This window comes from Bacillota bacterium (assembly GCA_040754315.1).
GTDB lineage: Bacteria > Bacillota > Sulfobacillia > DUSP01 > JBFMCS01 > JBFMCS01.
Genome location: JBFMCS010000045.1, coordinates 41,272 through 55,308, shown reverse-complemented (window position 1 = coordinate 55,308; position 14,037 = coordinate 41,272). Strand labels below are relative to the sequence as shown.

At 60.7% G+C, this 14,037-nt stretch carries 13 protein-coding genes; 3 read left to right on the top strand and 10 right to left on the bottom strand.

Features of this window, described 5'->3' with window-relative positions; genetic code table 11:
- Positions 1-132 precede the first annotated feature (132 nt).
- From AB1576_09585 to AB1576_09575, 3 genes are all read right to left on the bottom strand, one after another.
- The gene (locus tag AB1576_09585) at positions 133-312 is read right to left on the bottom strand and encodes a hypothetical protein (protein ID MEW6082006.1); all 180 of its coding nucleotides are present in this window, start codon (positions 310-312) and stop codon (positions 133-135) included.
- Positions 313-461: 149 nt separating this feature from the next.
- Positions 462-854 carry a DUF5668 domain-containing protein gene (locus AB1576_09580; GenBank protein ID MEW6082005.1) on the bottom strand — a complete coding sequence of 131 codons (393 nt, stop codon included), beginning with the start codon at positions 852-854 and terminating at the stop codon, positions 462-464.
- Positions 851-1,288, bottom strand: coding sequence for a PspC domain-containing protein (locus AB1576_09575; protein MEW6082004.1), 438 nt, complete (start codon positions 1,286-1,288; stop codon positions 851-853). The genes AB1576_09580 and AB1576_09575 overlap by 4 nt, the downstream gene beginning before the upstream one ends.
- Positions 1,289-1,651: 363 nt before the next feature.
- Between AB1576_09575 and AB1576_09570 the strand changes: the two genes are divergently transcribed.
- Positions 1,652-2,104, top strand: a complete 453-nt coding sequence (locus AB1576_09570; GenBank protein ID MEW6082003.1) for an NUDIX hydrolase — start codon at positions 1,652-1,654, stop codon at positions 2,102-2,104.
- A gap of 629 nt (positions 2,105-2,733) precedes the next feature.
- Here the strand turns inward: AB1576_09570 and AB1576_09565 are convergent.
- The 6 genes from AB1576_09565 to AB1576_09540 form a co-directional block, all read right to left on the bottom strand.
- Complete coding sequence (locus AB1576_09565) at positions 2,734-3,444, bottom strand: ABC transporter ATP-binding protein (GenBank protein ID MEW6082002.1); 711 nt, start codon at positions 3,442-3,444, stop codon at positions 2,734-2,736.
- On the bottom strand, positions 3,444-4,190 hold the full coding sequence (locus AB1576_09560; protein ID MEW6082001.1) for an ABC transporter ATP-binding protein: 747 nt from the start codon (positions 4,188-4,190) through the stop codon (positions 3,444-3,446). Before AB1576_09560 ends, AB1576_09565 begins: the two co-directional genes overlap by 1 nt.
- Before the next feature lie 4 nt (positions 4,191-4,194).
- A complete protein-coding gene (locus tag AB1576_09555) occupies positions 4,195-5,514 on the bottom strand; it encodes a branched-chain amino acid ABC transporter permease (GenBank protein ID MEW6082000.1) in 1,320 nt (439 codons plus the stop codon).
- A 44-nt stretch (positions 5,515-5,558) separates the two neighbouring features.
- Entirely contained in the window at positions 5,559-6,482 is a 924-nt protein-coding gene (locus AB1576_09550; protein ID MEW6081999.1) for a branched-chain amino acid ABC transporter permease, read from the bottom strand.
- A gap of 125 nt (positions 6,483-6,607) precedes the next feature.
- Positions 6,608-7,783, bottom strand: a complete 1,176-nt coding sequence (locus tag AB1576_09545) for an ABC transporter substrate-binding protein (GenBank protein ID MEW6081998.1) — start codon at positions 7,781-7,783, stop codon at positions 6,608-6,610.
- Between the two features lie 354 nt (positions 7,784-8,137).
- Positions 8,138-9,805, bottom strand: a complete 1,668-nt coding sequence (locus tag AB1576_09540; protein ID MEW6081997.1) for a glycosyl hydrolase family 18 protein — start codon at positions 9,803-9,805, stop codon at positions 8,138-8,140.
- Positions 9,806-10,223: 418 nt separating this feature from the next.
- Here AB1576_09540 and AB1576_09535 point away from each other — a divergent pair, with 418 nt between their 5' ends.
- Positions 10,224-10,889, top strand: coding sequence for a cobalamin-dependent protein (locus tag AB1576_09535; protein MEW6081996.1), 666 nt, complete (start codon positions 10,224-10,226; stop codon positions 10,887-10,889).
- Positions 10,886-12,358: a trimethylamine methyltransferase family protein gene (locus AB1576_09530; GenBank protein MEW6081995.1), complete on the top strand. Its 1,473-nt coding sequence runs from the start codon at positions 10,886-10,888 to the stop codon at positions 12,356-12,358. Before AB1576_09535 ends, AB1576_09530 begins: the two co-directional genes overlap by 4 nt.
- 10 nt (positions 12,359-12,368) lie before the next feature.
- On the opposite strand, the gene AB1576_09525 is transcribed toward AB1576_09530, so the two are convergent.
- Positions 12,369-13,964 (bottom strand): MBL fold metallo-hydrolase, encoded by a 1,596-nt coding sequence (locus tag AB1576_09525; GenBank protein MEW6081994.1) that lies wholly within the window; start codon positions 13,962-13,964, stop codon positions 12,369-12,371.
- Between the last annotated feature and the right edge of the window lie 73 nt (positions 13,965-14,037).

Here is a 14,037-nt window from a genome sequence, read left to right as displayed (position 1 = left end):
GGCAGCCTGGTCGCTGGAACCGGTAGAATCCCTGCCTTGAACCAGCGCCAGGCCGTCTGGTATCGTACGCCGTTTTGCTTTGCCCATTCTGACAGCTTCATGGGATTACTATAACATAGAAAAGCATCTGCACTATCGCCAGCAGTTAACAACCCTTACGCCGCTATCCTGTGGGAGGCTGATCCTGACCGAGGATACCTTGGCGTCTATGGAGACGCTAGGCCAGTCCAGGCGGTCCCCAAGCCTCAGCTCCACAGATGAGGCTGCCGAGTCCACCTCAAGGTTTCTAACCTGCAGGTTCCTGAGGTCCATTCCAGCGAGGAGGCGCCTCCCTGGACCGAAATGTCTAGGACCACGTCCTCATTGAGGCGCACCTTCCACTCGCCGCCCCCGGAGTGATCCAGCGTTATACCGGGTTTCCCTCCGGTCGTGATGCTGGTGAGTCTAGGCACCTGGCCCCGCTAGCGCGCTTCGGCCTCGAGGAGGTCTCTTGCCCCGCCGCGCAGGTCCATCCTGCTGGCTCCCATCCTCAAGACGACCCTGGCTTCATCCGCCGGCATAGGAACCTCGCCGGAGAAGGTGGACTCCGGCAGCGTCCACATGCACCCGAAAGGGAAGAACCCCCCGGGAGCCGCCGGCGCAAGGCTAGCCCATACCACCATTACCAGGAGAGCCAGGGGAACGAAGGCCTCCTTCCGCGTGGCGATACGCAGTCCCAGCCCTATGATGAAGACGGGCCAGAGGGACAGGAGGTTTCGCCACAGCGTCCAAGGGAGAACCCCCATTGTATTGGCGAGGAGAAGGATGCCCACGGCTATGAAGAGGAGCCCGTTAAAGAGCCTTGCCAGTCTCAAGCGGACCGCCCCCGATCAAAGAAGCCCAGTACCATGGCAACACCCAGGGCAATGAGGATGACAGGCCACCACTGCCCGAGGGAGAAGCCCCAGGATAGACTCCAGGGCATGGGAAACACGGCGCGAAGAAGAATGTAAAGGCCCAGGGCTACGAGGATGTAGCCCAGGGCTTTCTGGGACTTGTTCTTGGAGGGTATATCCGCCGGTTCAGCGTGGGTATCGCCCTCCACGGAGACATGGGTCCCGGGTGCCGCTGGCTCCTCTGGCACGATGATCCAGGCGATGATGTAGGCAATGATGCCCGGCCCCCCGGCCAGGGCAAAGATCACCCAGGCTAGACGGACGATAACCACGTCCACATTGAAGTACTGGGCTACGCCGCCACAGACTCCGGCCACCATCCTTTCTCTCCTCGAGCGGTAGAGGCGCTTCACTGGTCTCTCTCCCTTCCATCCTTCCATGGCCCAGCACTACTACTTCGAGGGTAATGAGGGCGGTTCCTCCCTGGAAGGGGGAACTATCCCCAGCGCCGATTACACCAAGGAGGCAGGGTGCCTGCGTTCATACTGCAGGGTTCCTGCCGTCACAACGCTTGCCTTCTTAGCCCGGTTCTCCTGGCGAGCCCCTAGGGCCTGGTCCTCCATGGGGTTCACCCTTCATTCGGCGCTGGTGTTCAACACCCTATGTGGCCTGCGCTAGGGGGACTTGGGCAAACCTACATAGGGGAGGGTTCACAGGTGTGTCCCTAGAAGAGTATGCCGGGGTGAGGGTTTAGGAGGATAGAAGGTGTGCAGCTGATGAGGCGTCGCTACCCTGAGGCCCCCCTTGTGGGGCTAGGGGCTATCCTGTTCAGGCAAGATGAGGTTCTCCTGGTCAAGAGGGGCAAGGACCCAGGAAGCGGCATCTGGACCCTGCCAGGAGGGCTTCTCGAGGTTGGAGAAACGGTGAGAGAGGGCACCGCCAGGGAGGTCATGGAGGAGTGCGGCCTCGATGTGGAGGTCTTGGATCTGGTGGAGACGGTGGAAAGGATCCTCATCGACCGGGCCGGGCAAGTGGAATACCACTATGTGATCCTTGACTTCCTGGCCCGTTGGAAGGCCGGTGAGGTGGTGCCTGCCAGCGATGTGACAGATGCGAGATGGGTCCAGGAGTCCGCCTTGGGTAACTACCGGGTATCCCTGGAGACCCAGAGGGTCATCAGCAAGGCCAGGGAGATGTGGAATGGGAGGCACGAGGGGAGCCCATCTTGACCGGCCACTCACATGGCGGGGCCCACCGGACCCTGACAGCACTTTCCTTCAAGCAAGGGGGCCCCGGGATAGTCCCCTGGGCGGTTCGTTCTCCAAAAAGATTGTGGTGCCCCTGGACGGCTCCAGAAGAACGCCTTTCTTAAATGATCCCTGGATGTGCTCTTGGCTATGGTGAGGAGCCACGGGGTTTCGCCGGGTATCCTGGAGATACCTGGCCGTCTTGACGAAGCTTCTTTGAGGATGCCCTCGGCACAGGATCTCGGGTCCCCAAGTCTCAGGAGGGGAGCTGAAGAGGGATGGGCAGTACTTCTCGATGATGATGGATACCACACCGGGTTCTTCACTCCCCAGATTCCCGGGGTTTTCTCACCGCCCCTTCCATGACCAGTCCTTTACAGCATATACGAGGGGGCGGACCATAGGCGCGTGACAGTGAGACCCGCAGGTGCCCGCGTACTGTATCCAAGGAATGGCAGGGGTTTTGCTGAGAGGTTCGTGCATCGCGGAGACAGCCTCTCGCGGGCTCGCCGCAGTTCGCGGATGAGGTCCCCAAGGCGTGATTCGCCTTGCTCAACAGGCCATACCGTGCCCCGGGGGCACGGTATGGCCCTACGAGCCTGGAAACCGGGTTATCCTCCCAGGTATGCCCTTTTTACCTCGGGGTCCTGCAGCAGTTCCTGGGTGGGTCCCTGGAGAACGAGCACGCCATTCTCCAGGACATAGCCCCTCTGGGCGAACTTCAGGGCCATCCGGGCGTTCTGTTCCACGAGGAGAATGGTGGTGCCCTCCCGGTTGATCTCCTTCAGCGCCTGGAAGACACCGGCCATCAGCAGGGGAGCCAGGCCCATGGACGGCTCGTCCAGGAGCATCATCTTTCTCCCGCTCACGAAGGCCCTTCCCACCGCCAGCATCTGCTGCTCCCCGCCGCTGAGGGTGCCTGCCTTCTGGGACGCCCTCTCCTTTAGCCTGGGGAAGATGGAGAACACCCTCTCCAGGTCGGTTTCCACAGCCCTGTGATCCCTCCTGGCGAAGGCCGCCAGCCTGAGGTTCTCCATGACGGTGAGGTTCTCGAAGATGCGCCTGCCCTCTGGCACGTGGGACATGCCCAGGATGCTTACCACCTTGTCTGGGGTATACTCCAGAAGGTTCTTCTGCATGTAGGTCATCCTGGTGCCGGGCTCCACAGGCACCAGCCGGGAGATGGCCCGGAGCGTGGTGCTCTTGCCCGCTCCATTGGCGCCGATTATGCACACTATCTCTCCCTCGTCCACCCGGAAGTCGACACCGTGCAGCGCCCTGATCCTGTCGTACGAAACCCTCAGGTTTTCCACTGCCAGCACTAGGTATCAACCTCCTTGCCCAGGTAGGCGTCGATGACATCAGGGTTCCCACGTATCTCGTCCGGGTTGCCCTCGGCTATGACCTCACCGAAGACCAGGGTCTGGAGGGATTCGCACAGGTCCATCACAACGCGCATGCGGTGCTCTATGAGGAAGATGGACAGCCCCAGTTCCTCGTGGATGTGCCTTATGGTACGCACCATCTCCACCATTTCCTCGGGGTTCATCCCGGCGGTAGGTTCATCAAGGAGGAGCACCTTGGGTTCGGTCGCCAACGCCCTGGCCACCTCGACCCGTCTCTGCGCCCCGTAGGGGAGTGCTGTTATGATCTGGTCGGCGAACCTGGCCACCCCAAGCATCTCCAGGAGGTGCCGGGACTTCTGCTCGATGGCGGCCTCCTCCCTGTACCGGTGGGGCGTGCCGAAGAAGGCGCCCTTCAAGCCATAGGTGAGCCTGGAATAGCAGGCCATCCTCACGTGGTCCAGGACAGACATGTGTCGCCAGAGCCTCATGTTCTGGAAGGTCCTGCAGATGCCCAGGGACGCAATGCGGTGGGGCTCCAGTCCCACGATGCTGGCATCTAAGAAGGAGATCGCACCTTGGGTCGGCCTGTAGATACCGGTGATCAGGTTGAATATGGTGGTCTTGCCAGCGCCGTTAGGTCCGATGAGCCCCTTGATCTGCCCCGGTTCTACGCGAAGGCTGTAGTTGTGGACGGCCCTTAGGCCACCGAAGTAGTGAGTCATGTTTTCAACCTGAAGCAACGGTCCTGCCCCCCCTTTCCCGAATGTCCCTGGGGCTCAGGGTCTTTCGCACGTCAAAGTCCCGGAAGCCCAGCAGCCCTGTGGGGCGAAACATCATGATCAGGATGAGAAGCACAGGGATGATGACCCACTTGTATATCTCCAGGGGGCGAAGGGCCTCGCTGAAGAGCGTGAAGCCAACTGCGCCCACCACGGAGCCTATCACCGAGTTCAAGCCGCCGAAGTAGAGCATGGCCAGGACCTCGGCCAGCTTCTGGACTCCGAAGGTAGCCGGGTTCACGTAGCGCATGATGTGGGCGAAGAGCCCGCCGGCTACCCCTGCCCAGAAGGCGGAGAACAGGAACGCCGTCATCTTTGTGTGACGGGTGTCCACGGTCATGGCGTTGGCGGCGGTCTCGTCATCCCTCACGGCATTCAGGGCCTTTCCCAAGGTGGAACGCACGTAGTTGTTGATTACTGCCATACAGATGACCGTCCAGGCGAATACCACGGGCAGGGATGCCAGGTCGGGCTGGCTCATGAACCCTCTGGGCCCCCCAATGATCTCCAAGTTCTCAATGAAGCTCTTGACTATGAAGGTGAAGGCTAGGGATATCACGGCCAGGTAGTCACCGCGGGTTCTGAAGGACGGTATTGCCACGGCCAGGGCGCCCGCCGCCGCCACCAACCCGCCGGCCAGCAGGGCCAAGGGGAACAAGAATGGGGCAAGGGCCGGGGGGAGGAGTGCCGCGCCGAACACGTCGTCGTCAACGAAGAAGAGCACGGTGAACACGGAGGACGAATAGGCTCCCAGGGCCATGAAGCCCGGGTGAGAGCAGCAGAACTCACCCATGTAGCCATTGACAATGTTCAGGCTGAGGGTGATCATCACGGCTACCAGCATTAGCTTGACGATGAGGAGGCGGTAGTCATTCAGGGCGCACCACAGGTCTAAAACGGTGTAGGCAATGGCCAGGTGCGTGATGATGGACAGCCACGTGGACATGCCCAGCAGCCTGCCGGCGACCCTGTTCAACGCTGGTGCTGTCACGGACGCTACGAGGGCTATGGGAAGAAGGTACACCAGGAGGACATACACAGATGTGCTAGGGATCATCAGGGGCTGCCTCAGGATGTCCGTGACTCCAAACAGGAGGGGGATGGAACCCAGGCCAAGGCGGAGTGCCAGCCCGCGGCCTAAGAGGTGTTCCACAATAACGGCGGCCAGCGCGCCGGAGAGCCAGCCCAGGAGGGATACCCTGCCCAGAAGCCTCCGGGTCTTCCAGGAGAGACCGGCACGATATCCCGTGGCGCTCGCGGATGTCATTTCCACGCTAATCCCTCGTCTACTTAAGTGTTTTGGATAGGCCCCTAGAGCCTCAGGCGGGCGCTGTAAGACTCCCCGAAGAAGCCGTGGGGTTTGAAGGTCAGGATAACCAGGATGATGGAATAGGCAATGAGATCACGCAGGGTGGAAGGAAATACCGCGGCCACGAAGATCTCAATGAAACCCAGCAAGAAGCCGGCTAGGGCCGCACCCATCACTGAGCCCCGGCCGCCTAGGATGGCGGCGACAAAGGCCTTCCAACCCACGAGCATCCCCATGTAGGGCTCCAGCACCGGGTAGGCAATGCCGAAGAGGATCCCGGCCACAGCTGCCAGCGCGGAGCCCAGCCCGAAGGCCAGCAGCGCTATGGTGTTAATGGGGACCCCCATCAGGGGTATGGCCGCGAAGTCATAGGCCATTGCCCTCATAGCCATGCCCCACTTCGTCCTTTTCACGAACTGGTGAAGTACCAGCATCATCAGCAGGGATACCAGTACTATCATGATCCGTGTGTTGGTGACGCTGGCAAGGCCTATCTGGAACGTCTCGGTCTCGATGAGCAAGGGGAATGTGCGCCGCCTCGCGCCGAGCAAGGCCAGGTTCAAGGTTTGCAGGATGATGCCCACCATCAGACCGGTAAGCGCAGCGGATGCCCTGGGTGCCCCGCGCAGGGGCCTGTAGGCGACCCTCTCCACGAGCATGCCCACCGTTGCGGTGAGAAACATCGCCAGGATGATGGTGAGGGGCAGGATTAGCCAGTGAGGCAGGACCACGTAGCCCAGGGAAGACAGGGCAAGAAGTCCTGTGGAAACGAAGAACCCTATGTAGGCCCCAGTCATGAAGATGTCGCCGTGGGCGAAGTTGAACAGCATCAGCACGCTGTACACCATGGAATAGCCCAGGGCGATGACGGCGTAGAAGCTGCCCCACTGGAGGGCGTTAACGATGTTCTGCATCACGAAGCCCATATGCTTTCACTCCCCGTTATTCCCGGAGGCCAAGCCTGGCTCGCGCCAAGACTTGGCCTCCGGTGCGGCCGTTCTTGCGTTTTCCAGGGTTACGAAGTTCTGGTATGGGATGGCACCACCCGGCCTCAGGGGCTCGCGTAGCCGTAGAACTCGAACTCGCCCTGGTCACTGATACGCACTATGACCGCGGCCTTGATTGGGTCGCCATCCTCGGTGAAGGTTAGCTTGCCGGTGATCCCTTCGAAGTCCTTTATCTGGGCCAAGGCATCACGGACGTTCTTTCTGTCCTTAGCCAGATCACCGGTGATCTCGCCGGTATCCTGGATGGCCTTCTGGACCAGGAGCATCGAGTCCCAGGTCAGCGCGGCCACGTCATCGGGGATATAGCCGTGCTTGGCCTCGTAGCGATCGATGAACTCCTTGGTGGCGCCAGTGGCCCCAGCTGCGGCGTAGTGTGTGGGGAAGAACAACCCGTAGCAGAGGTCACCTGCCAGGTTTACGAGTTCAGCGGAACCCCAGCTGTCGCTGCCGACTATGGGGTTATCCCAGCCCAACTCCCGCGCTTGCTTCAGTATGAGGGGCACCTCGTCGTAGTACTGTGGGGTGAAGAAGAACTCCGCGCCGGAGCCGATGATCTTTGTTATCTGGGCGCTGAAGTCCCTGTCCTTGGTGGTGAAACTCTCATATGCCACAACCGAGCCGGGCCCATGTAACTTCTCCCAGGCCTGCTTGAAGTATTCAGCAAGGCCCTTAGGGTAGTCGCTGGCCACGTCGTAGAGTACCGCAGCCTTGGTGAACCCATACTCCTCTGTGACGAAGTTGGCAATCACGGGGCCCTGGAAGGAGTCCAGGAAGCATGCCCTGAACACCCACGGCCTATCCAATGTGGTGCGGGGGTTCGTGGACCAGGGGCTGATCATGGGAGTCTCAAGGTTGTTGGCCACCTCACCCGCGGGTATAGCCTGTTTTGATGCCTGGGGGCCCACTATCACCAGGACCCTGTCCTGGCTTATCATCTTGGTCTGCACGGCCACGGCCGACTCAGCCTTTGACTCGTTATCCTCAATCACCAGTTCCACCTTGTACTTCTTGCCCCCCACCTCAAGGCCGCCCGCCGCCTCAATGTCCTCTAACCACATTTGAGCTGCGAATTTGGTGCCTTCTCCCACTTTGGGGATATCGCCGGTCATTTCAGCGTTAATGCCGATCTTTATAACGGGTTGTGTGGTAGAGGCTGGGGAGCCGCAGCCAGCGCAAATGAGGGCAACCAAACACAGGATCACCATAAATGTCCTGGACACCTTGGTCCGACCTCCTCACTGAATGATTGGGAGAGTTTTCCTGCCCCAAGAGGACTGGCTTGCGCCTTACCACCCCCTGTCCCATGCCTCTGGCGGCTTAATAGATTCCCAGGCACCACATTTCCTGCTATTCGTCGCCAGGGGCTGCAAGTCCTGCCTAATATTCCCTGGTTTTCCAGGGTCTTGGATGTAGGGCGCAGGTGAGTGACTACGGGGCGTCCGGGTAAGGGAGATGGGGCAATAGCCTGGGGGGGGGGGGCATTGAGGGCCAGGCCGGGCTGGCTGTGTAGCTGGGTCCTAGACCGGGTCACCCTTGGTGGCACCCATGCAAGCTGCAGCTGGGAGGGTCTTGGATCACCTGGGGCCCCTCAGCACATCGGCTATCACGGTCCAGGCCCATCCGGGCTCTAGGCCCCTGCGCCACGAGGCGACTCCAGCCAGCCTGTACTGGTTCACCAGTTCCACCCGCTGTCTCAAGGTGGCGGCGTCCTCCAGCCATGCCACGTAGCCTGACCCGCCCTCCTCATACTGGCCGAAGTGAAGCCCGGTTTCCTCATCCAGCACCACGCCGGCGCCCTTCTCGAGCATGATGGAGTGGGCCCTGCCGATGCCGTAGGCTGTAGAGGTGTGCTTCCCTCCCTCGTTCCTCCAGATACGGGTGTAGAAGGGGATGCCTAGGATAAGGCGTTCGGGAGGCACCTCTTCCAGTGTTCTGGTGATGGCCCACTCCGTCCAAGGGATGGAGGCGACAGGACCGGGGGAGGGGGAGCCAGCGGCATACTGGTCATAGGCCATGAGTACTACGTAGTCAGCCACTTGGCCAATGGCGGTCCTGTCGTAGCACAGGGACCAGTTGGGGTTGTTCGAACGAACCGTTACATCCACCGAAACCACCAAGCCCTGTTCATGGGCGGGGGGCACCAGCTCCCGGAGGAACTGCACGAACTGGGCCCTGTCCTCCATGTACATGTTCTCAAAGTCCACGTTGATGCCGTCAAGGCCGTAAAGGGCCGAGTAGGCCAGGAGTTGTCTTGTGAAGAAGTCCCTGGCTTCACTGTCTCCCAGGAACTCCGAGGTCATCCTGGGGTCAAAACCATTGGACACCAGGGCCCAGACCCTGTATCCCCTGGAGTGGGCCCACTGGACGTACGCCAGGTCAGCCTTGGAGGAGATGTGCCCGGAGGGGCTCGAAAGGGCAAACCACGTAGGGGACATCACGTTGGCCCCGGGCATATCCGGGATATCCTGGGGATCTGGGTTCCGGGTGGTCACGTGTTCCCACGTCAGGTTGATGGGCTGACCCAGGGGGCGCCAGGGTTCGGGCCTGGGGGGAGATGGTGGGGAGGGCATGATGATGGACCCCAGGGTCACACTGTCCTTGTCCAGGTAACCCAGGATCCCTTCATCCGACAGGACAAGGTAGTGACCACTATCCTCTCCGTGGATCCTGACAGTGCTTCCCACGGGAAGCCTGGATGTGAAGGGGGCTTTCATTGTGGGTGCCTCCCGGAGGAATCCCTCCAGGGAGCACACTCCGGTTTGCACAGGCTGGCCGGGAAGGTCCACCACTACTGCCCCGGACGGGTGGGTAGAGGCTGTGATCCCGTAGTACCTCTCGGCAAGGCCAAGGGGCAGGTAGAGTTGTCCATCGCGGTCAAGCACCGGGATCTCCAGATCCATGGGCTCCAGGTTCACCAGGGCGGTGAGGCGGTCTGTGGCCATCTTCACCACACTGGCGCCTGTGGTGATGACCACAAGGCCCTCCTCCTCGTCCCACCTTATCGTAGGGTCAAGGTGGGCCTTCACAACCTCGACTGGCAGGAACACCTCAGCCTCTTCCAGCCAGGGCGAAGACGCAAGGGTTTCTCCCCCAATGATAAGCCTGGGTGTGTCTGGGGGGGGCACCTGCTGCATGCTGGGGAGGAAGACGATGGACGCGCCCCAGGCGGCCACTCCAAGGCACACCAGGACAAAAAGCACAGCTGGCAGCCCGGAGCGGGCTGGACGCAACCTGGGTTCCATGGGACACCTCCGGTCTAACTGCACCTTTATCTCCAAGATTCGATAGGTCTTCCCATTACTCCTGCTAAAAGGCTAAAGGGGAAGAGACTGGGATGGGGGTTGGCATTCCTGCCTGGCGCCCGGGCGGGCGCCAGCGGCAAAGGGAGGGGTCTTTGCCCGGACTCCCGGGATAGATTCCCTTGGCCCGTGAACCAGGGCTTGCCCGGTGTCCCTGGTGGGCGAAGGCCTGCGGGCACGGAGCCTTGTGCAAGGGTATCCCCTTGAGGGTTCGTAGCGCTCCTCAATCCTGCGAACAAGGCTCCCTGCCACAAAATGGATGGGAGCGGTGTGGGAAGGAGAAGGGCCAGGACCTAGAGAATTGGCTGGGTAGAACGTAGCGGTGCTCTGCGCCAGGCTGGCCGTATGGAGGGGGTTTTGCATGAGGGACGTCTTGAGGAGCCTCAAGGAGGGTGTGGTTCAGGGAGACCAGGAACGGGTTTTGAAGGCAGCCCGCACTGCTGTGGAACGCAGGCTGGACCTCCCTTTAATGGCTTCACAGGGCTTGGGCGCCGGGATGGAGGATGTCGGGAAGAGATGGAACCGGGGGGAGATGTTCCTGCCCGAGGTGATGTTATCTGCCCAGATCTTCAAGGAGGCCATGGCTATTCTGGAGCCGGCCATCCGTGCCGGGGGCAAGACCGTGGGGGCCCTCGGGGATTTCGTCATCGGCACTGTCAGCGGAGACCTTCATGACCTTGGCAAGAACCTGGTTGCCGTCATGCTTGAGACTACGGGCTTTCGCGTTCACGACCTGGGCAGGGATGTATCCGCTGAGGACTTCGTGAATGCCTTGAAGAACCTCGGAGGGGGCATCCTTGGCATGAGCGCCCTCTTGACCACTACCATGATAGAGCAAAAAAACGTCATTCACGCCATTATAGAGACAGGCCTCAGGGCCAAGACCCGCATAATGGTGGGTGGTGCTCCAGTGAGCATAGCGTGGGCGGAAGAGATCGGGGCCGATGCCTATGCTGCCAACGCCCACCAGGCGGTGAGCATCGCCAAGGGACTTGCCAGGGATATGCGAGGGGGTGTTCCCAGATGAGTGTGGGCAGGATGAGCCTTCCCATTCCACTCCGGATGCTGCCGGGGGAGGACATACACGAGTTCAAGGCCAAGGCCATGGAGATACTGGCGGAAACCGGCGTGTTCTACGAGACGCCCGAGGCCCTGGAGGCCCTGGAGGCCTACGGGTGTACCGTTGACCACCAGCAGAGGGTGGCCCTCTTCCCAGCGGAGGCAATCGAGAAGGCGCTGGCCACGGCCCCCAAGGCCATAACCCTCTACGACAGGGAGGGTAACCCCCATGCCTTCCTTGAGGGAAACAACGTCTACTTCGACCCCGGCTCCTCGGCTGTGCACTTCCTCAATAGCGATGGGCTTGCCGTGGATTCCTCCGGTGAAGACCTGGCGAATATTGCCAGGCTCACGGACGCGCTGGAGAACATCGCCCTGCAGTCCACTGCGGTAGTAGCGGGAGAGGTGGCCAAGGAGGTAGGAGACAGCTACAGGCTCTACACGGTTTTGAAGAACTCAACCAAGCCCATAATCAGTGGCGCCTTCACGGTGAACGGCATTGAGGATATCAAGGAGCTCCTGGTGGCGGTGAGGGGCAGCCTCGAGGAACTCAGGGCAAAGCCCCTGGCGGTAATGGATGTGTGCCCGTTCTCCCCCCTGAGGTGGACCAACGTAGCCTGCAAGAACATCATGGATTTGGCGCGTTATGGGATACCTGTGGAGTTCCTGCCCATGCCCATGGCGGGCGCCTCCACCCCGGTGACACTTGCGGGGACTGTCATCTGCCACGTGGCCGAGAACCTCAGCGGGTTAACCCTGGCCCAGGCGGTGACCCCGGGTGCTCCGGTGGTGTGGGGCGGCGGGCCGATGGTGTTTGATATGCGGTACGGCACCACACCCATGTGTGCGATGGAAGCCATGTTGATGGCCACCACCGCTGCCCAGGTAGGCAAGGTCCTAGGGCTCCCGACGCACACACACGGTTGCCTCAGCGATTCCAAGGTGGTGGATGTGCAGGCTGGGCTGGAATCTGCGATGGGGGCTCTCCTGGCGGGCATGACAGGGGTCAACGTCATATCCGGCCCTGGGATGCTGGATTTCGTAGGCACCCAGAGTCTGGAGAAGCTGGTTATCGACAACGAAATCTGTGGGATGGTGCTAAGGTATCTCAAGGGTATCGAGACGGGTGAGGATGCCATGGCGGTGGATGTGATAAAGGGCATCGGTCCTGGCGGTGACTTCCTCAACACCGCGCACACCCGGAGGTGGTTCAGGAAAGAGGTGGCGATTCCAGGCCTGCCCATAGACCGCCAGGATCGCAGGGCATGGTACGAAGCGGGGAGCATGAAGGCACTGGTGAGGGCGAACCGGCATGTCCAGCAAATCCTGAGCTCCCACAAGCCAAGACCCCTGGACAGGGGTGTGGAGCGAGCACTGGACAACACCATGAAGCAGGTAGCCCGGCGTCACGGAGTGACCTACCTTCCCTTGAGGTAGGGCTTCAGGCTCAACTGGAGGCCATCTCCTCGGAGATGGCTGTCTGTAGTTCCCTTAAAAGGGGCAGTATGCGCTGGCGAACACTGTGCTTACTCCCGGCTTGGCACATAAGTGCCCTGAGGCTGTCCCCCAGGTTGAGATAAGCGCGCTCCGCATCAAGGACACACTGCTCGTCCATCTCCTGGAGGGTCAAGGGTAGCCGCCTAGAGACCCTTCCCCCGTCCAGCTCGACGCCCTCGCCGTAGCCAGGCACCGCAGCCTCGATCCCCAGCCTTGCCTCGATGAGAGATGCCAGGGTGGAACTAGCTTCGGGTTCACCGTGGACAACGAAGACCCTGGCCGGTTTTGCCTGGAGGCAGTGGAGCCATGAGAGGAGCCCTCCCTGATCCGCATGGGAGGAGAAGCCCTCAATGGCACGGATTGTAGCCTTCACCTTTATCGTCTCGCCGTGGATCGTGACTTCCTGCGCCCCGTCCAGGAGCTGTCGCCCTAGGGTGCCCACGGCCTGGAAGCCCGCCAGGATCACGGTGCTTTCAGGGCGCCAGAGGTTGTGTTTGAGGTGGTGCTTGATACGCCCGGCATCGCACATGCCACTGGCGGAAATGATGATGGCGCCCCCCTTCAACTCGTTGAGGGCCTTGGATTCCTCGGCAGTGCGGGCATGGACTAGATTGGGGAGGTCTAGGGGACACTTGCCCAGGCGGTCGGCCATCTCCCTGGTCTCCTCATCAAAGTACTCGTAGTGTTGGCAAAACACTTCGGTTGCCGCCTGAGCCATGGGACTATCCAGGTAGATGGTGGCTTTGGGAAACTCTCCCTCCAGCTGCATCCTGTGAATGATGTAGAGAATGTCCTGGGTTCTCTCCACGGCGAAGGCCGGGATTACCACGTTGCCACCCTTGGTGAGTGTCTCCTGGACGGCGTCCCTCAGGACACCGGCGGGATCCAGGCCGGGGGGGCGCTGGCGGTTCCCGTAGGTGGACTCCATGACCACGTAATCGGCGGAGGCCACGCCGTCAGGGTCATTAACGATGGGACAATTCACTGGCCCTACATCACCCGAGAACACCAGCTTGGCGCTGTGCTCGCCCTCCAGCCACACCTCAATGGTGGCTGAGCCCAGTATATGGCCGGCATCGATGAACCGGACCCTTACCAGTGGGTCAGGGCGTATGACCTCTCCGTAGCTGACCATCTCAAAGCGAGCCACGCTTTTTTCCGCATCCTCTACGGTGTAGATGGGTTCCAGGAGCCCTTGGCCCGCTCTCCTTCTCTTCCGGTTCTTGCGCCCAACCTCCATCTCCTGGATGTGGCCGCTGTCAGGCAGCATTATCGCGGAGAGGTCCCGGGTGGCCTTGGTGCTGATGATTGGGCCGGTAAAGCCAGCCCGAACCAGCTTGGGTAACAGGCCCGAGTGGTCTATGTGGGCATGGGTAAGAAGCACGAAACCTATTGACGCAGGGTCGAAGGGAAAGGGTTTATAGTTCTGCTCCCGTGTCTCCCTGGAGCCTTGAAAGAGCCCGCAATCCACGAGGAAGCGGACCCCATTGTGCCTAACCTCAAAGCACGATCCGGTGACTGTACCTGCGCCGCCGTGGAACTTCACCAGGTTCAATGCGCCATACCTCCTTCTGGATGGCCTTTCTTCCTGGAGGGTAGAGATTCCTACATGGGCCGTT

What these genes read in the sequence shown, in the direction of transcription:
- AB1576_09585 (MEW6082006.1), bottom strand. Translation starts at nt 312, where the DNA reads ATGGACCTCAGGAACCTGCAGGTTAGAAACCTTGAGGTGGACTCGGCA.
- AB1576_09570 (MEW6082003.1), top strand. Translation starts at nt 1,652, where the DNA reads ATGAGGCGTCGCTACCCTGAGGCCCCCCTTGTGGGGCTAGGGGCTATC.
- AB1576_09560 (MEW6082001.1), bottom strand. Translation starts at nt 4,190, where the DNA reads ATGACTCACTACTTCGGTGGCCTAAGGGCCGTCCACAACTACAGCCTT.
- AB1576_09555 (MEW6082000.1), bottom strand. Translation starts at nt 5,514, where the DNA reads ATGACATCCGCGAGCGCCACGGGATATCGTGCCGGTCTCTCCTGGAAG.
- AB1576_09550 (MEW6081999.1), bottom strand. Translation starts at nt 6,482, where the DNA reads ATGGGCTTCGTGATGCAGAACATCGTTAACGCCCTCCAGTGGGGCAGC.
- AB1576_09540 (MEW6081997.1), bottom strand. Translation starts at nt 9,805, where the DNA reads ATGGAACCCAGGTTGCGTCCAGCCCGCTCCGGGCTGCCAGCTGTGCTT.
- AB1576_09535 (MEW6081996.1), top strand. Translation starts at nt 10,224, where the DNA reads ATGAGGGACGTCTTGAGGAGCCTCAAGGAGGGTGTGGTTCAGGGAGAC.
- AB1576_09530 (MEW6081995.1), top strand. Translation starts at nt 10,886, where the DNA reads ATGAGTGTGGGCAGGATGAGCCTTCCCATTCCACTCCGGATGCTGCCG.